Consider the following 21,979-nt stretch of genomic DNA (forward strand, 5'->3'; position numbering starts at 1 on the left):
AGGAAAGATATCATATAAATGTGTAAAACGTTTACTTTAATATAAGCGAAGGGAAGAATAGCATGACACATTCAATCGAACAACTTTCTATCAACACGATTCGCACATTATCCATTGATGCGATTGAAAAATCAAACTCTGGTCATCCAGGAATGCCAATGGGTGCAGCTCCAATGGCGTATACATTATGGACGAAATTTATGAAACATAATCCAAAAAACCCAACGTGGTTTAACCGTGATCGTTTCGTATTATCTGCAGGTCATGGTTCAATGTTACTATATAGCTTACTGCATTTAGCTGGTTATGACGTAACAATGGATGATTTAAAGAATTTCCGTCAATGGGGAAGTAAAACACCAGGTCACCCTGAGTTCGGTCACACACCAGGTGTAGACGCAACAACAGGTCCACTTGGACAAGGTATTGCAACAGCTGTAGGTATGGCGATGGCTGAAAGACATTTAGCAGCAAAATACAATCGTGATGAGTATAATCTTGTTAATCACAATACATATGCAATTTGCGGTGACGGAGACTTAATGGAAGGCGTTTCTGCTGAAGCATCTTCATTAGCAGCTCATTTAGGATTAGGTCGTCTAGTTGTGCTATATGATTCTAATGATATTTCATTAGATGGCGATTTAAATCGTTCTTTCTCTGAAAGTGTAGAAGATCGTTATAAAGCATACGGCTGGCAAGTAATCCGTGTTGAAGATGGAAACGATATCGAGGCAATTGCGAAAGCGCTTGAAGAAGCAAAAGCTGACGAAAAACGTCCAACATTAATCGAAGTAAGAACAACAATCGGATTTGGTTCACCAAACAAATCTGGAAAATCAGCTTCACATGGTTCTCCGCTTGGCGCAGAAGAAACGAAGTTAACAAAAGAAACATATGCTTGGGCATTTGAGCAAGACTTCCATGTACCAGAAGAAGTGTATGAAAACTTCCGTAAAACAGTACAAGATGTTGGTGAATCAGCACAAGCTGAGTGGGATAAAATGCTTGATGATTATGCGAAAGCATACCCAGAATTAGCAACTGAACTGCAAGCAGCAATGAACGGTCTTCTTCCAGAAGGTTGGGATAAGAACTTACCAACATACGAAATCGGTTCAAAAACAGCAACTCGTTCATCTTCTGGACAAATTATTAATGCAATTGCTGAATCTGTACCGTCATTCTTTGGTGGATCTGCTGACCTTGCTGGTTCTAACAAAACATATATGAACAAAGAAAAAGACTTCACAAGAGAAGACTATAGCGGTAAAAATATTTGGTACGGTGTGCGTGAATTTGCAATGGGTGCAGCAATGAACGGTATCGCACTTCACGGCGGTTTAAAAACTTACGGTGGTACGTTCTTCGTATTCTCTGATTACCTACGTCCAGCAATTCGTCTTGCTGCGTTAATGCAACTGCCAGTAACATATGTGTTCACGCATGATAGCATCGCAGTTGGGGAAGATGGACCAACGCATGAGCCAATCGAACAGCTTGCAGCGCTTCGTGCAATGCCAAATGTGGATGTTCTTCGTCCAGCTGATGGTAACGAATCTGTTGCAGCTTGGAAACTTGCGTTAGAATCTACAAAAACACCGACTGCATTAATCTTAACTCGTCAAGATCTTCCAACATTAGAAGGTGCAAAAGATGATACGTATGAAAAAGTTGCAAAAGGTGCATATGTAATTTCTTCAAGTAAGAAAGAAACTGCTGATGTAATCTTACTTGCAGCTGGATCTGAAGTAAGCTTAGCAATTGAAGCGCAAGCAGCATTAGCTAAAGATGGTATTGATGCATCTGTTGTTAGCATGCCGTCTATGGATCGCTATGAAGCGCAATCAGCTGAATATAAAGAATCTGTATTACCAAAAGCAGTAACGAAACGTTTCGCGATTGAAATGGGTGCTAGTTTCGGATGGCATCGTTACGTTGGTCTTGAAGGAGATGTATTAGGTATCGATACATTCGGTGCTTCTGCTCCTGGTGAAAAGATTATGGAAGAATACGGATTCACTGTAGAAAACGTTGTTCGCAAAGTAAAAGAAATGCTATAATGATTTTAGAAAAATCTCTCCGGCATGGAGGGATTTTTCTATGTAAAAGAAAATATCTGTTATTTTTGAGGTAGTAAAACTTTATTGATGGAAGTTCGCTTTATTCGACAGAAAAAGTTTTTTCTTTCTCCGCAGTCAGACAATCATTGCATTTTTATTTCTATATAATGAAGGGAATAAAGTTGTCCAATGCGGGAGGGAAAGTATGAGAACGTATGAACTATACTTAATTCGAGAAGATATTACAAAGGCGTATTTCGGTCGGGAGTTTTTATTATTTGATTTGTTTGCTCGTTTTGCACAGTCTCGTTCCCTTTCAGAAAAGAAAGTGTTGTATAAACAAATGAAGTATATAACGTTGCCTTTACAAGTAATGAAATTACATCATAAAATGGAACAAGCGCTGCGAACATATGAGAAATACGAAAGAAATGGATATATGCACATGGTGTCTAATGAAAATGTGTACGGGGAAGTGCGTATTAAACCACAGTATATCCGGATGCATACTTCTGAAAATGTTGAGTTAGAAACGGTTATTTTTGAAGTACTTAGAAAATGTGAATTGACATTTCTTGCGATGGATTATAAGAGTAAACAGTATGGATGGCTAAATCCTCTCAAACAAGCGCGTACTTATATATAAAAAATGTCGAATACAATCTTGTCTTATTGAAAAGGTTTTAGTACACTGTAAGGTAGACAACATGAAGGAGGAAAATATATGTCGATTTGGGTAGGTGTGCTAGTGGGCGTATTAGCACTAGTAGCAGGCGTAGCGTTAGGATTTTTCATCGCACGCAAATATATGATGAACTATTTACAAAAAAATCCACCAATTAATGAACAAATGTTAAAAATGATGATGATGCAAATGGGACAAAAACCATCCCAAAAGAAAATCAATCAAATGATGAGCGCAATGAACAAGCAACAACTGAAATAAGCGCTAGAAAGGGCACTCCTGTTGGAGTGTCCTTTCATTTTGCTTCCTTTAAATGTTTTAAACTTTAAAAAATTCTGTAATTTTGATAAACTGAAAACATCGCTCATTTGGGATAGGAGGTATAAAATGAAAGTTTTTTTAGACTTAGCATGGTTTTTTAAACAAGAAAAGCGAGCGTACATAATGGGGAGTTTTTTATTGTTAGGCGTTGCTCTTCTTGAACTCGTACCACCTAAAATAATCGGGATCATTGTTGATGAAATTAGCAATCATTCTTTAACGACTCAGAAGTTATTACAATGGGCCATAATTTTAGTTGGTGCCGGGGGAATGGTGTATATTTTGCGTTATGCATGGCGAATGATGATTTTTGGCTCTTCTTTAAAGTTAGCTCGTCAATTACGTCGAAAACTGTATGAGCACTTTACGAATATGAGTCCAGCCTTTTATCAAAAACACCGGACTGGTGATTTAATGGCCCACGCAACGAATGATATTCAAGCGGTACAGCAAACAGCAGGTTCTGGAGTGTTAACGCTTGTAGATTCGTTAACAGTTGGCGGATGTGTTCTTTTTGCGATGGGATTTACAATTAGTTGGAAATTGACATTGCTCAGTTTAATTCCAATGCCAATTGTAGCAATCACGACAAATTATTATGGAACTTTATTACATCGTCGCTTTCATAAAGCGCAGCAGGCTTTCTCAGAAATCAATGATAAAGTTCAAGAAAGTATGAGTGGAATGAAGGTAATTCGTTCACTTGGTCAAGAAAAAGAAGATTTGCAATCATTTCGTAATAAATCGGAAGAAGTGGTACAGAAAAATATTCTCGTTGCCCGCATTGATTCATTATTTGATCCAACAATTTCTTTAATTGTAGGTTTTTCTTTTTTAATTGCAGTATGTTACGGTTCTGTATTAGTTGTTCGCGGAGAGCTTACGATAGGAGAACTTATAACATTTACTACTTATTTAGGTACGCTCGTATGGCCAATGTTAGCGTTTGGCTGGCTATTTAATATTATGGAGCGTGGCCGTGCGTCTTATGATCGCATTCAAAATTTATTTATGCAAGTGTCTGATGTGGTGAATAGAGAAGGGGCAAGTGAAGAAGTAGCAAGTGGTGACATCGAGTTTGATATTGATACATTCTCGTATAAGAAAAATGAAGTAATAAATTTACAAGACATTCATTTTTCTTTACGAAAAGGAGAAACTTTAGGAATTGTAGGACGTACGGGAGCTGGAAAAACGACATTATTAAAATGCTTAATTCGAGAATATGATCATTTTGACGGGAATATACGAGTTGGGGGAAATGATATTCGAGATTTGACACTACACGCTATTCGTTCCTCCATTTCGTATGTACCACAGGATCATTTCTTATTTTCTGCAAGCATTGGTGAAAATATTGCATTTGGAAAACCTAGTGCTACATATAAAAATATTGCACATGCTGCTACTATAGCGTGTATTCATGAGGATATTACTAAATTTTCAGAAGGATATGAAACAGTGGTTGGTGAACGCGGCGTTTCTTTATCTGGTGGTCAAAAGCAGCGTATTTCAATTGCGCGTGCATTATTAACAAATGCAGAAATTTTAATTTTAGATGACTGCTTATCTGCAGTAGATGCAAAGACAGAAGAAACGATTTTGACATCATTAAAACGTGAACGTCAAAATAAAACGACTATTATTACAGCTCATCGCTTAAGTGCGATTCAACATGCAAATTTAATACTTGTTATTGATGATGGAAAGATTGTGCAGCGTGGTACGCACGAAAGCTTAATGCAACAGGTTGGTTGGTATAAAGACATGTATGAAAGTCAGCAATTAGAGGCACTAGTTGAGAAAGGAGGAGTATAATGCAGGAGAAAAAACAAAGTGATTTATGGCGTCTATTATCATATTTGAAGCCTTATAAAAAACTGCTCGCTTTTGCATTTTTATTTTTAGTTGGTGCAACTATTGCGGAAATGATCGGGCCTTTTTTAATTAAGGTATTTATCGATGAGCACTTAGTCCCGAAAAATTTTGAGCAAAATGCATTAGTAACGTTATTTATTGCTTATATTGTTTTTCATTTATTAAAGGTGTTGTTTACATATTTTAATTTATTGTATTTCCAGAATATCGCCTTCAAAATTGTGCAAGATTTGCGTATAGAAGTATATGAACATGTACAAAGTTTATCGCTGAGCTTCTTTGATCGTACACCGATTGGAACACTTGTTTCGCGAATAACAAACGATACAGAAGCAATTAAAGATTTCTTTGTAAGTGTACTATCTACCTTTGTAAAGAATATTGTATTTTTAATTGGTATTTTAATATCTATGTTTTTATTAGATGTGAAACTTGCACTGTTTTCATTACTTCTTATTCCAATTATGATTACAATCATGGTTCTTTATCGTCGGAAAAGTTCAGTTTTTTATTTAGAACTTCGCAATCAATTAAGTATTTTAAATGCAAAATTGAATGAATCGATTCAAGGCATGAACATTATTCAAGTATTCAGACAAGAGAAACGAATGCGTAAAGAATTTGAAGAAGTGAATGAAAAACATTATGGAGCGGGGCGTCGTAATTTGAAATTAGACGCTTTGTTATTACGCCCAGCAACAGATCTTGTTCATACTTTGGCAATTGTATTGGTGGTCACGTTGTTTGGGATTGATGCAATGAATAGCCCTGTTGAAGTGGGGGTATTATATGCCTTTGTAAACTACATTCACCGTTTCTTTGAACCGGTAAATGAAGTGATGATGAAATTGTCTTTTTTTCAGCAAGCACTTGTATCTTCATCACGTGTGTTTCATTTAATAGATGAAAAGGATTTAGCGCCAGTACAACAAGGGAATGGAACGCCTTCAATGACCGAAGGAGAAATTGAGTTTAAAAATGTTACCTTTTCTTATGATGGAAAACGTAATGTGCTAAAAAACGTGTCTTTCCATGTAAAACCTGGGCAAAATGTTGCTTTTGTTGGGCATACAGGTAGTGGGAAAAGTACAATTATGAACCTATTGATGCGTTTTTATCAAATTAATGGAGGGGAAATTATAATTGATGGAGCGCGGTTAGAGAACTTTCAAGAAAAGGAAATAAGGAAACGTATTGGTCTTGTATTACAAGATGCTTTCTTATTTGCTGGAACAGTGAAGCAAAACATTCGTATGTATGATGAAAGTATTACAGATCAAGAAGTGGAAGAAGCTGCAAAATTTGTGCAGGCAAATGCATTTATTGAACAGCTACCAAATCAATATGATACAGAAGTAGTTGAGAGAGGAGCGGCGTTTTCAAGTGGTCAAAGACAACTTGTAGCGTTTGCAAGAACTGTTGCAACAAATCCGAAAGTATTAGTGTTAGATGAAGCGACGGCAAATATTGATACAGAAACAGAAGAAGCGATTCAAACAGCATTACAGCATATGCGAAAAGGGAGAACAACAATCGCAATTGCACATCGCCTATCTACAATTCAAGATGCGGATCAAATCTTTGTAATGCACGACGGACAAATTGTAGAAAGAGGAACACATCAAGAATTACTGACCCAACAAGGGTTATATTACAATATGTATTTGTTGCAGAATAAAGGGAACCTTCAGAAAGCTTTGTGAGAAGAAGGTTTTGAAGACTTTTCTTAAAAAATCGTATAAATAAGCTGACTGTATATATCTATTTAATTTTTTGATATAAAAGTCACTGCTATGTAGAATACAACATGAACTGCACCCGGCTTCTTTTTTGGTTTTAAATCGCATGTGACAGGAAAAGGTCCAGATCGCTTCTATGCACGGCCAGATGCTCTGGTATCCCCATTAAAAACAGAGAGGTTTATTAATCTTAGGAATAAAAGATTAATATGTATTACATATTAATTATATATGTAATACATATTTCCGATATGAAGAAGATTACTATATTATAATAGTTGTAACGTTCGAATGTTTGATGTATTACCGGTAATATCCCTATCCCTTTTCTAAAAATGCGAACTAAAATTCCCTTTTTCTGGATGATTTGTTGTAGATTATACAGAAAATATTGTTCGATATCCATTATGGAACGTACATAATGGAAAGATCCCGATCTCATAGAGGATGCCCCTAATCTTCATGTGATAATATGTACGGTAAGAAAATGCAAATGTTTTCTCTGTGTATGATCGGAAAATAGAAGGCTGACCAAAGTGGTCAGCTTTTTGTTGTTTCTGTTATAAATTCTTCTGTTATAACTTCTGTCTTTAATAATAATGTTTTCCCAAAACGTCGCTGACATTCTTCAGTTATTTTTTGAATTGCCAATGTGTTAGAAGAAGCAGCAATAGTCACGGTTGCTTGTCTTGTTCCTCGATCTTGCTCACAAAATACACAATCCACAACATACTTAGAAATTTTCACAGAATCCTTCCTTTCTGTTTTTAGGAATGCGCTATCAATGAAGTTGCTGGAAATATTCGCTAGACTATACGTTTTTTCCTCTTTTTTCAAGGAAGAAATAAGTGAAATACAGAATAAGTATGTATGGGAGGGGAAAGTAGTGAAACGTTGGGTTTGGATCAGCTGCAATTTGTATTAATGATAATAATGAAGTATTGATGGTACTACAAGGAAAGCCAGAAGAAGAAAAATTTTGGTCTGTACCTTCAGGTGGATTAGAAAATGGAGAAACGCTAGAAGAGTGTTGCATCCGTGAAGTATGGGAAGAAACTGGCTATCGTATTGAAGTTATTGAAAAGGTACATGAAAAAATAGGTGTTACGTTTAATGTTCCTGTGCAAGTACACTATTATGTTGTGAAAATAGTAGGGGGAGATCGGAAAATTCAAGATCCAGACGGATTAATTTATAAAATTGAGTGGAAACGACTGGATGAACTTCAATACCTTCCGCTCTCATTTCCGGAAGATTATGACTTGTTACTTAGATGTGTGAATATTTAGTGCACATTAGGAAATGATTGAGGCGAGAAATGTGAAAATGTACATGAACGAATTGAATAGCAAATGAAATGAAATAAAAGAAAACGCATTTTAGTATTCTCTTGTATGCGTTTTCTTTTGTTTGTATAAATATATATCTATTTTAATTTTTGGATATGCAGGTCGTTGCAATGCAGAATACAACATGACCGCTATTTACTTTCTCTATTTTTTTAAACATGGCATGTGGTAGGAAAAGACCCTGACCTCCTATGCGAGGCCAGATGCTCTCGTCTCTCTCAAAAAAAAGGTGTTTTATGTCATTTTTTTACTTATAGATTTGCTATGATTGTTTATATCATCGATAAAGTATTTAGGGATTTTACCGTATGCTTTTTAAAAACATTTGTCTAATATATAATTCTTATGTTATTAATTTATTATACATATTAATAAAAAGGGTGTTCTATATGGAATTACGGCATTTACAATATTTTATTGTTGTAGCAGAAGAGCTTCACTTTGGCAGGGCAGCTGCTCGTTTACAGATGACACAACCACCGCTAAGTCAACAAATTCAACAATTAGAACAAGAGATGGGAGTAACGTTATTTTCAAGAACGAAACGAAGGGTAGAATTAACAGAAGCAGGGGAATTGTTTTTAAAAGAAGTGAAAAAAGCTTTTATACAAATTGAAAAGGCAGTCGAAGTTGCCCAAAGAGCGCAAAGAGGAGAAATCGGTGAGCTGTCTATTGGGTTTGTTGGTTCAGCGATGTATGATATTCTGCCGCCAATTGTTCGGGAATATCGAAAAAAATTTCCGAATGTATCTGTTGTACTTCATGAATTGTCTACACCAGAACAAGTAGATGCGCTTCATGATAGTCGAATTGATGTCGGGATGTTGCGTCCACCTATTACAAGTCAGTTATTACAGTTGGAAACAGTGCAACACCTTCCTTGTACACTTTGTTTACCGAAAGCGCATCCACTTGCGAATAAACAAGTAATATGTATTGAAGACTTGCAAAAAGAAGCTTTTGTTTTCATTACTCGAAATGTTTGGCCGACTTTATATGATAATATTCTTTCATTATGCCGTGATGCGGGATTTAGTCCACAAATTGTACAAGAGGCGACAGAATATCAAACAGTTATAGGGCTTGTTGCTGCTGGGATTGGGATAACGGTAATACCTGTGTCTGCAAATAAATTATATCAATCTGAAGTTGTCTATAAAGAAATACGTGATTCTAAAATTGTTGCAGAACTAGCCGTTGCATACCGAAAAGCGAATATAAACCCAGAATTACAAGAGTTTTTGAGAATAGCGAAAGGCAAGGTAATGAACACATTTACAAAATGACGAGAAAAATGACAAAATTGTAAGAATGCACGAATGCATGTAAGAAAGTTCGATGTTTTCCTTTTTCTTTTTTTATTATAGTGAAAAAAGAAGAAAGAAGAAGGAGATGTCATACTTATGGTGGTACCTATTTTTATGAAAGTAAAAAAAACGTGGGAGGGGAATGAAGATGACGTTTTCTCAACTCGCGTTTAAAAACGTAAGTCGAAACATACGTGCATATGCTGCTTATTTTTTAAGTAGTGCATTTTCAGTTATGATTTTCTTTTTATATGCTTTATTTATTTATCATCCTGATATAGATGGACAAGGTGCTATTCGGCAAGGAATGCTTGTTGCGGAATACATAATTTATTTCTTTTCTTTTTTCTTTATTTTTTACTCTGTTAGTTCATTTTTAAAGATGAGGAATAAAGAGTTTGGGATTTTTGTTATTCATGGTATTACAAATTGGCAATTAATACGGATGATTTTCTTTGAAAATATGATAGTTGGCATAAGTGCTCTTATTAGCGGTATTGTTTTTGGATTTTTATTTGGAAAGCTATTTTTTCTGTTAGCAAGTACAGTAATGGGATTGGGAAGTTTACCATTTTATATGCCATGGCAAGCAATGAAATTAACGGCTGTTGTGTTTTTAGCATTGTTTTTCATTGTTGCTTTTACAACAAGCTTATTTGTGAAAAGTAAAAAAGTAATTGCGTTATTAAAAGGGAATAAGAAGCCAAAACCTGAACCGAAAGCTTCTATTTTTTTATCTATAATAGCAGCAGCTTTAATAGCTCTTGGATATACGTTATCTTTAACAGCAAAGCCTGGAGCTGTCGCGGTTTTATTACTTCCTGTTGCAACCATAGTAATTATTGGCACGTATTTTTTATATTCGCAACTTAGTGTATTTATCATAAAGTTTTTAAAAAAATCGAAGTCGTTCTATTGGAAGAAAACAAATTTATTATCATTTTCTATGTTAGCATATCGGATGAAAGATAATGCACGTATGTTTTTTATGGTAACGATTGTATCGACAGTTGCTTTTTGTGCCATTGGAACATTTGCTGCTTTTATAGAAACGCAAAAGGGCGAGTCGATGAAGAACATCCCATTTGCATTTAGTTTGATTACATATAATGAACATCAAGAACAGGAAGCTCAATATGAAAAGAAGATTGAAGATACTTTTCAAAAGGAAAATGTTATTTTTCGAAAAGAAAGTATGCAGTTGAAATTCCAATCTATTTCGAACGATTCACAAGCCGTAATCATGAGTCAGGATAATTATAATAAATTTGCAAAGCGGCTCGGATATGAAACGGTGGAATTAGAGGGAAATAAAGCGGTTCGCGTTCCTTCTTTTGGATTGGAAAGTAGTGTTATAGATTATTCTAAAGAATCAGATATAACATTGAAAGAAAGTGGAAAACAAATTCATGTTTCTTCTATGTTAAAGCAGAATTTGTTTTCAGGTGGTGTATTTCCTGGAAAGATTTTTGTTGTTTCCAATGAAATGGATCAGCTGATTACAGGTGGGCAGAAAACAGCGAGTTATACAGGATATACAGTAAAGAGTTGGGAAGGGACGACGCGGATAGCAGAGCGGTTAGAAAACCAGCTGAATCAAAAAGGGCAATATGAATTTTCATCACGTGTGATCACGTATAACCAGATTAAAAAAATGACAAGTATCATTCTATTTATCGGGTTGTTTGTCGGAGTTATTTTTTATTTATCTGCCATAAGCTTTTTATATTTCCGCTTGTTTACTGATTTAGAAACAGATAAACAATATTATCAATCACTATTGAAACTTGGTATGGAAGAAGAGGAAATGAAACAAATTGTAACGGTGCAAATGGGCGCGCTATTCTTTATCCCGATCGTTATAGCTGTTTTGCATACGAGTGTTGCCTTGACAGCATTACAAACACAATTTACTACACCAATTCTTCGGTCATCACTAATTGTTATGGGGTTATTTTTAATTGTTCATATTGGTTACTTTTTATTATTAAGAAGATGCTATTTTAAACAATTGAAAAAGCAAATTATGCGATGAAAATGGTGATGTTACGTAGTAACATTGCTGTTTTTAACTTCAATATAATATGTGTATACGTGTTTTTCTCGAGTAATACTCCCGCCTCAAAATTCGGTGCAAACAAAGAATGAAGGTGGGCGATAAACTGCCCGTAAAAACCTGATTGGTTCAGCTTATAATTAGTGGAGGATAAAGAAAACTTCCACTGATTAAAGTTTCACTTTATTTTCTTGAATGAGACGCTATATTGAACGATTAACTTTAAGAGAAGGTACAGACACTGCTATTTTGTTTGTGTTAAAAATTCGTACAACAAGAATAATTTTCTTATTAATACGTACATCGAATTCATATATGTATGTTTCTAAGACTTAAGTCTTAGAAACAATTCCTATTAGAGTGCCATGTGAAAACATGTGTTATGTTATACACTAATGTTGGGATAGCAAGTTGTACGGAGGAGTTGTTATGTCGTTACTTCAATTAGCACGAAAAAATATACAAGAGCATGCAACAGAACGTTTACAACATTTTGTTTTTATTGTTTGTAGTGTGATTATATATTTTCTTTTATTATCTATTCAATATAATGAAGCTGTTGTAGGAGCAATAAAGCATAAATCATTATTAATAAAATTTTTATATAATGGATCAACAATAATCTTCAGTTTATCATGTTTGTTTATACTGTATGTACATACTTGTTTTATGAAAAAGCGTCAAAAAGAATTCCAATCGTATCGATTAACTGGCACGAAACGACGGCAAATAGCGTTTATATTATGCTATGAGCAACTCATGATAGGAGGAGGAGCGCTAATAGTGGGGCTTCTTCACGGTATGTTATTTTTAAAGTTATTTACTGTTGTTATTTTGAGAGTAACGGGTTGTCATGGAATAAGTAGTGCACCGATTACAATATATGGTCTTTTGTATACAGCTATTTTATTTCTTATTATAATTTTACTGACAATGGGACAATGTTATCGATACACGTATCAGTTGACTGTTATAGATTTATATAACATGAAAGAGAAAGTATAAAGAGCAGCTTCCGTCAGTGGGAGTCTTATTGCCCACGAATAGCGGGACAAATAAAAAACCGGGCTTTTTATAGAAGTCCGGTTTTTTATGCTGCAACCTTTTTATGTGTATGCTGCCTTGTGTATCGTCCGCGCATGTTATAAGCAATTTGTGGAATTGTAATACCGATAAGAATAAGGGAAACTCCAAGCCATTGTGAAGTCAGTACAGCTTCTTTTAAAAGAAGCACTGACATAATTGTTGTAACTGGAAGTTCAGCAGCACCTAAAATTGTTGCTAAACCAGAACCAATCTTAGGAATTCCAATTGTAAAAGTAATAGTTGGAATGACAATACTAAATGTTCCTAATGCTAATCCGTATTTCCATAGTCCATTTACAAGTGTACCGTTATATATAAATGTTGGTGGAAAAGCAATCATTACTAATGTTAATGCACCTGCCATAAGCGTTATACCACGAGGCAATGGCGGGACTTCTACTGCTACTCTTCCACTCACGAAAATATAAAAAGCAAATGCTACCGCTGATAATAATCCGAAGAAAATTCCTTTCATGTCAATTGCTCCTGCTGATTGTTCAAGTAAACCACTTGAAAGAAACGTTCCAACAAGCAAGAAAAGTACAGAAATCAATTTTTCTCTAGAAGGAAATGTTTTCGTTGCAACTGCTTCAATGATAACTCCGATCCAAACGAATTGAAATAGTAAAACAATAGCAATAGAAGCAGGTACCGTTTGTAATGCACCGTAATAAAAAATACCTGTTAAACTAGCTGATGTTCCTGCAATGAATAAAATAATCATTTGTTTAAATGGTATACGATGTCTAGAGAATAATAATGTAATCGCAAGTAAAATGAACCATCCGAACAAATATTGACTTCCGATTACTTCTCCAAGCGAAAATCCTTCGCTGTATGCAAATTTAACAAAGATTGCTAAAATACCGTAACTACATGCTCCTAATAAAACGAGTAATGAATAACGAAGCATCTATTTCCCTCCGATCTTTTCTATATAGTAATGTGTTCAAAAACGAACAATAATAGCTAGATGGAAGTATACAAAAATAAAAATGGAGGGTCAACTGAAAGAAAAGTGTGACATTTTATAGAATAATAATAAAAGTACGATATTTATGCATAATGATGAAAAAAAGGAGACAAATTCATTGAGAATATAAGATAAATATGAATATAACTTTCATGATAAAAAAATATTTTCTAATAGTAAATAAAGTGAAATATATAAGTGGAAATTGAAAAAACTCTTTGTTTTTAGAGGGATAAGTGTATTTATCCATGCATGGGATTGGTCAGTCCTTTTTCTCTGCCGCTTGCAAACAGGATTTATACATATAAACGAAGAATAAGATTTAAATATATTCATAGTGATAATGGTATGTTCACGAATTATTCATGGTATTCGCCTTGAATTTTGTTACAATAAATTGAGGAGAAAGGAGGCATAACATGCAAGACATTAATATATTTTTAGCATTTGGAGCAGGTTTTTTATCGTTTATTTCCCCTTGTTGTTTACCACTGTATCCGGCATTTTTATCATATATAACAGGAATGTCTATTTCTGATTTGAAGGAAGAGAATGCAATGCTTCGTAAACGTAGTATGTTGCATACTGCATTTTTCTTAATTGGATTTTCGATTATTTTCATAGCAATCGGCTTTGGAACAAGTTTTCTAGGGAAGTTTTTTGTAGATTATCAAAATTTAATTCGACAATTAGGAGCAATTTTTATCGTTGCTTTCGGTCTCGTTATAACAGGGGTATTTAAACCAACATTTTTAATGCAAAATCGGAAAATTACATTTAAAAGCAGACCGAGTGGTTATTTGGGCTCTACTCTTATTGGAGTTGCATTTGCTGCCGGGTGGACACCTTGTACAGGTCCGATTTTAGTATCAGTTATTGCGCTTGCTGCAACAAATCCACAATCAGCGATGTTATATATGATTGCTTACATACTTGGTTTTGCAATTCCATTCTTTATTTTATCATTCTTTATTACAAAGATGACGTGGATTAAAAAACATAGTGCAGCGTTCGTTACGATCGGTGGTTATATTATGATTGCGATGGGTGTGTTACTATATTTTAATGGCCTTACAAAAATTACAATCTTCTTTTCAGATTTATTTGGTGGATTTAAAGGGTTTTAGTTTTTTTTGTTGAAAAGTTGGAAATACTAACAGAAATGCATAGAATGATACAATATTTTTGCTATTTCCAAAACAAAGGGTGAGTGCGAATGAATTTAGCTCTCTTATCAAGTATTATGGCAGTTTGTATGGCTATTGGAGTCATGTTTATTCGTTTGAAGGCGGCAAAGAAACCAGCAACTTTGAAAAAAATTGTTCTTCCACCAATCTTTATGAGTACAGGGGCATGTATGTATTTGCTTCCTGAATTTCGCTTAACAACATCAGAAATATTAGAAGCGATTGTTGTAGGATTAATTTTTTCAATCTTTCTTATTAAAACATCAAAATTTGAAGTACGTGGACAAGAGATTTATTTAAAACGCTCTAAAGCGTTTATATTTATTTTAATCGGTTTACTTGTTGTTCGTATTGTATTTAAATCATATTTAAGTCAATCACTTGATGTAGGGCAATTAAGTGGAATGTTCTTCTTACTTGCGTTTGCAATGATTGTATCTTGGCGCATTGCAATGTTTCGTTCCTATACAAAATTGCAAAAGGAAATGAAAAAACAAGAAGAGTTTTATAATGAGAAAGATATGAAGTTAACATAAAAAACCTCAAAAATTTTTGAGGTTTTTTATTTTGCTAATAACGATTGATAACGTGAGTAATCAATTTGTTTTTCTTTTAACTTTTTAATTAAAAATTTATGATCGCGCTTTGGAGTTGCTACAATATACCCCTTAATAATTAAATCTTCAGTTATTTTTGATGCTTTCTCTTCTAAAGCTAACTCTCCGATTTTACCGGCAATTTTTGATTTTGCAACATCGCGGAAAAGTTCAGGAACTGGACTTACAAGTTCCTCTAATAATTGTTTTTGCTCTACATCCCATAAGTGTTGTGTTTGATTAATATAATGCTCTTCCCAATCTAAAATAGACATGCCATCTTCTTTTGGTAATCGTTTTAGGAATTTTCTGAACATAAAATATCCACCAATGGACATAAGTCCTAGTAAAATAACCGTCCAGATAACAATAAACCAACTGAACCATCCTTCGAGCAATTTGAACCCTCCTTTATGATCGCAGTCTTCCTTTACTAGTATTATAAGCAGTGAGGTTGATAGAAATCAAGAACGCTTGGCCATTGTGACCAAGCGTTCTGAGTTACACGAAGTATAATTGTTCAACACATAATATGTCATTATCATCTTCTAAATATTCAATGATAAGCGTGCCAACTTTGCGATCTTTGTCATCAGTAGTGAAAATAGAGTAAGAAGTAAAGCGTGCTGCTGATAAGCCGCTTATATGTGTAGGAAGGGCAATATATTCGTTGTCTTGAAAGAAAGTCATAAGTTCAATGTCTTCAAACTGTTTGCGATTTTCAACTGCTGCTCCAGTATGACGCTTTTGTAATTGCTTCAATGTTTCGTTCCATGATCGTATCTTTGTGTCGTATACCATTGTTCAAACTCCTTACTGTATGTAGTGAAAAGAACATATGTTCCTGTATAGTATACCCCTTTTAAAAGAAAAGGAAAAGCAAAAAATAATGTAAGCTTGGGTTTCCAAGCTTACATAGCGGAAAAATACGTTCAAATTAATCTCTGTTTTTTATTATAAGACAGATGGAAAAAGGAAACAAGGAGATAAGAACCTTGTTTATAATTTCGAAAATTCTATATAATTAATGTGAGAGATTTTTTGTAGGGAGGAAAATAATGAAAACGATTGGACTTATTGGTGGGATGAGCTGGGAATCAACTGTAGAGTATTACCGGTTTATTAACGAAGAAGTAAAAAGAAAGTTAGGAGGATTGCATTCAGCAAAATGCGTTTTATATAGCGTTGACTTTGAAGAAATTGAACGTTATCAATCAAAGGATAACTGGAAACAAGCTGGTGAAGTATTAGGTGAAGCTGCATGTTCATTAGAAAAAGCTGGAGCTGATTTCATTGTCATTTGCACAAATACGATGCACAAGGTTGTAGATAATATAAAAGAAAAAATCAAAATCCCTATTTTACATATTGCCGATGCTACAGCTAATCAAGTAAAAAAGGAAGGAATTAGCACGGTAGGTTTACTGGGAACAAAATATACAATGGAGCAAGAATTTTATAAATCTAGATTAGAATCGAACGGCATAAAGGTGATAGTCCCAAATGAAAATGATCGGGAAATTGTAAATAAAGTGATTTATGAAGAACTTTGTTTAGGAAAAGTGTGTCAAAAATCAAGGGATTATTACAAAGAAGTAATTAATCGTTTAGTTTGTAATGGAGCTGAAGGAATTATTTTAGGCTGTACAGAAATTGGGTTATTAGTAAAACAAGAGGATTCTAGTGTTCCGTTATTTGATACGACTTTCATACATGCTGTTGAAGCTGTTAATAAATCTTTAGAAAATTGAGTGAATCCATCGAAAACTATGGAAATATCGCATACAGGTTATTTTATATTTAATTGTTTCAAAAGAAGTGCTACAAAAAAAGAATTTGATATAAGACAACGAAGCACATTTGAAGAACAAATGAAATTAATAGAAATAGAGAAAAGCTGGTATGAACAATTTCCGGTTACGCATTTGAATATAGATGTAAAGTCAGTAGAGGAAGTAGAGTATTGTTCTATAAAATGTTTAGAGGAGACTAGGATATGAGGAAAAAAATACTAGTTTTAATTTATCCTACTTTTGCAGAATTTGAAATTACAATTGCTACTGCTGTTTTGAAAGATTCTTATATAGTTGAAACAGTTGGATTAACAAAAGAGATTGTTGAAAGTGAAACAGGGTTACAAGTACAACCACATTATGAGTTAAGTGAGATATGTGTAGATGATTATGAAGGAATTATTATTCCAGGTGGCGATTTAGTACACGTAAAAGATTCCGAAGTATTATTTGAACTCGTACGTCAAATGCATAAAAAAGAGAAGCTAATTGCTGCGATATGCGGAGGACCATTTGTATTAGTAGTTGCTGGTATTCTACAGTATGTACCGTATACAGTCACATTAGATTATAGAAAGTTAGATTGTTTTTCTAAAACTCATTTTGCATACGAAGGTATAGTTCATCATAAAAACATTATTACAGCGCAAGGACACGCATTTGTTGACTTTGGACTTGTCATAGCTGAATATTGCGGGGTATATACAGAACATAAATCCGACTTTTATCGCGGGAAAAGAAACGTAATGATGGAAAGTATGTTGAAAGAATAATAGATTGACGGAAAAAAGAAAGCTGTCTTTTTCTAAAAGAGGCAGCTTTGCTAGTGTAGAACAATTTTAATTATTTCTTGCAACGATAAATCGTCACAGCCTTCGGATCGCGCCATATACCGTTATGATGTAATTTTACTATATAAATCTATCTTGATTTTTCAATGTGAAGATTGCTGCTATACAGAAAAGAAGGAATCTGTACTTGTTTTCTCTCTTTGTTTGAACTCCGCACGTGGCAGAAAAAGGCCCTGACCGCTTCTATGCATGGCCAGGTGCTCTCGTCCACCTAAAAAGAATGATTTTATGTCGTGTTTTAATTTTGATTTATCTAAATCATTATAATTTAACCATTGACGATTTAAGCGTTTTCATATATTCTTAAATTAAGAAATATTTAAACTATTCAAAAGAAAAGAGAGAGTCACATGCTTCTTCATGAAACACAACGAATTGGTCGCATGGCGATGCTACTTGCGCTTGCGGAGGAACACGAGAGTCCAATTTTATCTCTTCCTAAGGGCTGGAAATATTGTACGGGCAAAGTCGGTTCAATGAATTCGCAAAAAGTTGTTGCCGCAATGGAAACAGCTGCACGTAGTAACCATGTTATTGAAACAGATGTTTACAGAGAAACACATGCGCTTTACCATGCAATTATGGAAGCGTTGTACGGAGTAACGAGAGGACAAATTCAGTTAGCAGACGTTCTCCGTACAGTAGGGCTTCGTTTTGCAATTGTGCGCGGCACGCCATACGACGGTGAAAAAGAGGGCGAATGGGTTGCTGTTGCATTATATGGTACGATAGGTGCGCCTGTGAAAGGATCAGAGCATGAGGCGATTGGATTAGGAATTAATCATATATAAAAAAACTGCCCATAGTTTATTAGTTAATAGGGGGCCTTACAACTTTTTAGGACATTCGTCTGTCTTAAAAGGGTAAGGCCCCTTGTGCTGTTTAAAGGAGGAAAATCATGATTACATTAACTGGATATTCATTAACACTGCAAGAAATGAAACGAATACTGTTTGAAGGAGAGCAGGTAACTGCTTGTCCAAATAGTATGCAAAAAGTTACAGAGTGCAGGCAAGCAGTAGAACAGATTGTTGAGGAAGGGAAAGTCGTTTACGGCATTACAACAGGTTTTGGGAAATTTAGCGATGTCCTTATTCAAAAAGAAGATGTGAAAGCACTTCAACATAACTTAATTCAATCTCATGCATGTGGTGTTGGTGAACCTTTCTCAGAAGAAGTGTCACGCGCTATGCTTGTATTGCGTGCGAACACAATGCTGAAGGGGGTTTCTGGTGTTAGACCACTTGTTGTAAATATGCTTCTTGAACTTGTAAATCGTCAAATCCATCCTGTTGTACCGCAGCAAGGTTCACTTGGAGCGAGCGGTGATTTAGCACCTCTTTCGCATCTTGCGCTTGCTTTATTAGGAGAAGGAGAAGTGTTTTATAAAGGTGAGCGTGTCCATACGATGAGCGCTCTAACAAAAGAAGGATTAGAACCAATTACATTAGAAGCAAAAGAAGGATTGGCTCTAATTAACGGGACGCAAGCAATGACAGCACAAGGTATTGTTGCCTATTTAGAAGCTGAAGCAATTGCTTATCAAGCTGAATTAATTGCTTCGATGACAATTGAAGGGTTACAAGGCATTATTGATGCATTTGATGAAGATGTTCATCTTGCACGTGGATATAAAGAGCAAGTAGAAGTTGCTAATCGTATACGTAATGTGCTTAGTGATAGCAAACTTGTTACGAAGCAAGGAGAACTTCGTGTGCAAGATGCGTATTCACTTCGCTGCATTCCGCAAGTACACGGAGCATCTTGGCAAGTGTTGAATTATGTGAAAGAAAAATTAGAAATTGAAATGAATGCTGCAACGGACAATCCGCTTATTTTTGACGGCGGTCAAAAAATAATTTCTGGCGGTAATTTCCACGGACAGCCAATTGCATTTGCGATGGACTTTCTAAAGGTAGGAATGGCAGAGATTGCGAATATTTCTGAACGTCGTATTGAAAGACTTGTCAATCCGCAGTTAAACGATTTACCACCATTTTTAAGTCCAGAACCAGGTCTTCAATCTGGTGCGATGATTATGCAATATGCAGCGGCAGCACTTGTTTCAGAAAATAAAACGTTAGCTCATCCAGCGAGCGTAGATTCTATTCCATCATCAGCAAATCAAGAAGATCACGTAAGCATGGGGACAATCGCGTCGCGTCATGCACATCAAATTATTCAAAATGTACGCCGCGTATTAGCAATTGAAACGATTTGTGCGATGCAAGCAGCTGAGTACCGTGGTATTGAGCAAATGAGCACGCAAACGAGAGCGTTTTATCATCAAGTTCGCCAAATTGTACCATCTATTACAAATGATCGTATTTTTTCAACAGATATTGAAAATACGGCTCATTGGTTAAAAACAACAAATTGGACAATGGACCGTTTAAACGCAAATACAACACTATAATAAGGGAGAGATAACAATGGAAAACGTAAAACAAACAATCCGCGCGCCAAGAGGTACTGAATTACATGCGAAAGGTTGGATACAAGAAGCAGCACTTCGTATGCTTATGAATAACCTTGATCCTGAAGTAGCTGAAAAGCCTGAAGAGCTTGTTGTATACGGTGGTATCGGCCGTGCTGCTCGTAATTGGGATAGCTATCATGCAATTGTAGAGTCTCTTAAAAATTTAGAGAGTGATGAAACGTTATTAGTTCAATCTGGGAAACCAGTGGCAATTTTCAAATCCCATGAGGATGCACCTCGCGTTCTTCTAGCAAACTCAAACTTAGTGCCAAAATGGGCAAATTGGGAGCATTTCCGTGAGCTTGATCAAAAAGGCTTAATGATGTATGGCCAAATGACAGCTGGTAGCTGGATTTATATTGGTACACAAGGAATTTTACAAGGAACTTACGAAACATTTGGTGAGGCAGCACGCAGGCATTTTGGCGGTTCATTAAAAGGAACGTTAACAATTACTGCTGGTCTTGGCGGAATGGGTGGAGCGCAGCCGCTTGCTGTTACAATGAATGGTGGGGTTGTCATTGCAATCGACGTTGATAAGCGCAGCATCGATCGCCGTATTGAAAAAAGATACTGTGATATGTATACAGAATCTCTTGAAGAAGCATTAGCGGTTGCGAAGGAGTATAAAGAAAAGAAAGAGCCGATCTCGATTGGATTATTAGGGAATGCAGCTGAAATTTTACCGGATCTTGTAAAACGCGGCATTACACCAGACTTAGTAACAGACCAAACGTCTGCACATGATCCGTTAAATGGTTATATTCCAGTTGGATATTCATTAGAAGCAGCAGCAGTACTTCGTCAAGAAGATCCAGAGCGTTATGTTCAATTATCAAAAGAAAATATGAAAAAACACGTAGAAGCAATGCTTGCTATGCAAAAGAACGGTGCGATTGCATTTGATTATGGAAACAATATTCGCCAAGTTGCATACGACGAAGGCTTAAAAAATGCTTTCGATTTCCCAGGATTCGTTCCGGCATTTATTCGTCCATTATTCTGTGAAGGAAAAGGACCATTCCGCTGGGTAGCACTTTCTGGTGATCCAGAAGATATTTATAAAACAGATGAAGTGATTTTACGTGAATTTGCTGATAATGAGCATTTATGTAATTGGATTCGTATGGCACGTGACCAAGTTGAATTCCAAGGACTTCCATCTCGTATTTGTTGGTTAGGATACGGAGAGCGTGCGAAATTTGGTCGCATTATTAACGAAATGGTAGCAAAAGGGGAATTATCTGCACCGATCGTTATCGGTCGTGACCATTTAGACTGCGGATCTGTTGCTTCGCCAAACCGTGAAACAGAAGCAATGAAAGATGGCAGTGATGCGGTAGCTGACTGGCCAATTTTAAATGCGTTAATTAACAGTGTAAACGGTGCAAGCTGGGTGTCTGTTCACCACGGCGGCGGTGTTGGTATGGGATATTCTCTTCATGCGGGAATGGTTATTGTTGCAGATGGAACTGAAGCAGCGGCAAAACGAATTGAGCGCGTGTTAACTTCTGACCCTGGAATGGGTGTTGTTCGTCACGTTGATGCTGGATATGATCTTGCGGTGCAAACAGCAAAAGAAAAAGGCGTTAACATTCCGATGATGAAGTAAGGAG

19 protein-coding genes and 1 pseudogene are annotated in these 21,979 nt (G+C 35.6%); 16 read left to right on the forward strand and 4 right to left on the reverse strand.

The features are described 5' to 3' along the window. Window positions 1–62 precede the first annotated feature (62 nt). The 5 genes from tkt to AB1280_RS03525 all read left to right on the forward strand — a co-directional run bounded on the left by tkt (window position 63) and on the right by AB1280_RS03525 (window position 6,650). Window positions 63–2,063 carry a transketolase gene (gene tkt, locus AB1280_RS03505; protein ID WP_272187965.1) on the forward strand — a complete coding sequence of 667 codons (2,001 nt, stop codon included), beginning with the start codon at window positions 63–65 and terminating at the stop codon, window positions 2,061–2,063. A 205-nt stretch (window positions 2,064–2,268) separates the two neighbouring features. Further along, complete coding sequence (gene sirA / locus AB1280_RS03510; RefSeq protein ID WP_272187964.1) at window positions 2,269–2,709, forward strand: sporulation inhibitor of replication protein SirA; 441 nt, start codon at window positions 2,269–2,271, stop codon at window positions 2,707–2,709. A 78-nt stretch (window positions 2,710–2,787) separates the two neighbouring features. Beyond that, window positions 2,788–3,009, forward strand: a complete 222-nt coding sequence (locus tag AB1280_RS03515) for a YneF family protein (protein ID WP_251226635.1) — start codon at window positions 2,788–2,790, stop codon at window positions 3,007–3,009. Between the two features lie 126 nt (window positions 3,010–3,135). Further along, complete coding sequence (locus AB1280_RS03520; RefSeq protein ID WP_272187963.1) at window positions 3,136–4,887, forward strand: ABC transporter transmembrane domain-containing protein; 1,752 nt, start codon at window positions 3,136–3,138, stop codon at window positions 4,885–4,887. Next, a complete protein-coding gene (locus AB1280_RS03525; RefSeq protein ID WP_429754891.1) occupies window positions 4,887–6,650 on the forward strand; it encodes an ABC transporter ATP-binding protein in 1,764 nt (587 codons plus the stop codon). The genes AB1280_RS03520 and AB1280_RS03525 overlap by 1 nt, the downstream gene beginning before the upstream one ends. A 576-nt stretch (window positions 6,651–7,226) precedes the next feature. Here AB1280_RS03525 and AB1280_RS03530 read toward each other — a convergent pair. Continuing rightward, window positions 7,227–7,433 carry a DUF3903 domain-containing protein gene (locus tag AB1280_RS03530; protein ID WP_272187960.1) on the reverse strand — a complete coding sequence of 69 codons (207 nt, stop codon included), beginning with the start codon at window positions 7,431–7,433 and terminating at the stop codon, window positions 7,227–7,229. A gap of 139 nt (window positions 7,434–7,572) precedes the next feature. Between AB1280_RS03530 and AB1280_RS03535 the strand changes: the two are divergent. The 4 genes and pseudogenes from AB1280_RS03535 to AB1280_RS03550 all read left to right on the forward strand — a co-directional run bounded on the left by AB1280_RS03535 (window position 7,573) and on the right by AB1280_RS03550 (window position 12,403). Then, window positions 7,573–7,975: pseudogene (locus tag AB1280_RS03535) on the forward strand (NUDIX hydrolase). A 449-nt stretch (window positions 7,976–8,424) separates the two neighbouring features. Next, window positions 8,425–9,321 (forward strand): acetoin biosynthesis transcriptional regulator AlsR, encoded by an 897-nt coding sequence (alsR, locus tag AB1280_RS03540; protein WP_429754892.1) that lies wholly within the window; start codon window positions 8,425–8,427, stop codon window positions 9,319–9,321. Between the two features lie 169 nt (window positions 9,322–9,490). Beyond that, a complete protein-coding gene (locus AB1280_RS03545; protein WP_429754893.1) occupies window positions 9,491–11,377 on the forward strand; it encodes an FtsX-like permease family protein in 1,887 nt (628 codons plus the stop codon). Between the two features lie 450 nt (window positions 11,378–11,827). Then, the gene (locus AB1280_RS03550) at window positions 11,828–12,403 is read left to right on the forward strand and encodes an FtsX-like permease family protein (RefSeq protein WP_429754894.1); all 576 of its coding nucleotides are present in this window, start codon (window positions 11,828–11,830) and stop codon (window positions 12,401–12,403) included. Window positions 12,404–12,488: 85 nt separating this feature from the next. On the opposite strand, the gene AB1280_RS03555 is transcribed toward AB1280_RS03550, so the two are convergent. Beyond that, on the reverse strand, window positions 12,489–13,397 hold the full coding sequence (locus AB1280_RS03555) for an EamA family transporter (RefSeq protein ID WP_429754895.1): 909 nt from the start codon (window positions 13,395–13,397) through the stop codon (window positions 12,489–12,491). Window positions 13,398–13,876: 479 nt separating this feature from the next. Here AB1280_RS03555 and AB1280_RS03560 point away from each other — a divergent pair, with 479 nt between their 5' ends. Both AB1280_RS03560 and AB1280_RS03565 read left to right on the forward strand, forming a co-directional pair. Then, window positions 13,877–14,584 carry a cytochrome c biogenesis CcdA family protein gene (locus AB1280_RS03560; RefSeq protein WP_272187954.1) on the forward strand — a complete coding sequence of 236 codons (708 nt, stop codon included), beginning with the start codon at window positions 13,877–13,879 and terminating at the stop codon, window positions 14,582–14,584. 89 nt (window positions 14,585–14,673) lie between these two features. Next, entirely contained in the window at window positions 14,674–15,180 is a 507-nt protein-coding gene (locus tag AB1280_RS03565) for a CcdC family protein (protein ID WP_429754896.1), read from the forward strand. A gap of 26 nt (window positions 15,181–15,206) precedes the next feature. Here AB1280_RS03565 and AB1280_RS03570 read toward each other — a convergent pair whose 3' ends face one another. Both AB1280_RS03570 and AB1280_RS03575 read right to left on the reverse strand, forming a co-directional pair. Then, the gene (locus AB1280_RS03570; protein WP_429754897.1) at window positions 15,207–15,638 is read right to left on the reverse strand and encodes a DUF2621 domain-containing protein; all 432 of its coding nucleotides are present in this window, start codon (window positions 15,636–15,638) and stop codon (window positions 15,207–15,209) included. Window positions 15,639–15,741: 103 nt separating this feature from the next. After that, complete coding sequence (locus tag AB1280_RS03575; protein ID WP_272187950.1) at window positions 15,742–16,041, reverse strand: hypothetical protein; 300 nt, start codon at window positions 16,039–16,041, stop codon at window positions 15,742–15,744. Between the two features lie 257 nt (window positions 16,042–16,298). On the opposite strand from AB1280_RS03575, the gene AB1280_RS03580 reads away from it, so the two are divergent. The 5 genes from AB1280_RS03580 to hutU all read left to right on the forward strand — a co-directional run bounded on the left by AB1280_RS03580 (window position 16,299) and on the right by hutU (window position 21,975). Next, window positions 16,299–16,991 carry an aspartate/glutamate racemase family protein gene (locus AB1280_RS03580; protein ID WP_429754898.1) on the forward strand — a complete coding sequence of 231 codons (693 nt, stop codon included), beginning with the start codon at window positions 16,299–16,301 and terminating at the stop codon, window positions 16,989–16,991. Window positions 16,992–17,236: 245 nt separating this feature from the next. Then, window positions 17,237–17,806, forward strand: coding sequence for a DJ-1/PfpI family protein (locus AB1280_RS03585; protein WP_429754899.1), 570 nt, complete (start codon window positions 17,237–17,239; stop codon window positions 17,804–17,806). A gap of 428 nt (window positions 17,807–18,234) precedes the next feature. Next, window positions 18,235–18,675, forward strand: a complete 441-nt coding sequence (hutP, locus tag AB1280_RS03590) for a hut operon transcriptional regulator HutP (protein ID WP_272187946.1) — start codon at window positions 18,235–18,237, stop codon at window positions 18,673–18,675. Between the two features lie 107 nt (window positions 18,676–18,782). Beyond that, a complete protein-coding gene (hutH, locus tag AB1280_RS03595; RefSeq protein ID WP_429754900.1) occupies window positions 18,783–20,300 on the forward strand; it encodes a histidine ammonia-lyase in 1,518 nt (505 codons plus the stop codon). A 16-nt stretch (window positions 20,301–20,316) separates the two neighbouring features. Next, complete coding sequence (hutU, locus tag AB1280_RS03600; RefSeq protein WP_429754901.1) at window positions 20,317–21,975, forward strand: urocanate hydratase; 1,659 nt, start codon at window positions 20,317–20,319, stop codon at window positions 21,973–21,975. Window positions 21,976–21,979: the final 4 nt, after the last annotated feature.

It is taken from the genome of Bacillus sp. S10(2024) (assembly GCF_050473865.1).
Taxonomy (GTDB): Bacteria; Bacillota; Bacilli; order Bacillales; family Bacillaceae_G; genus Bacillus_A.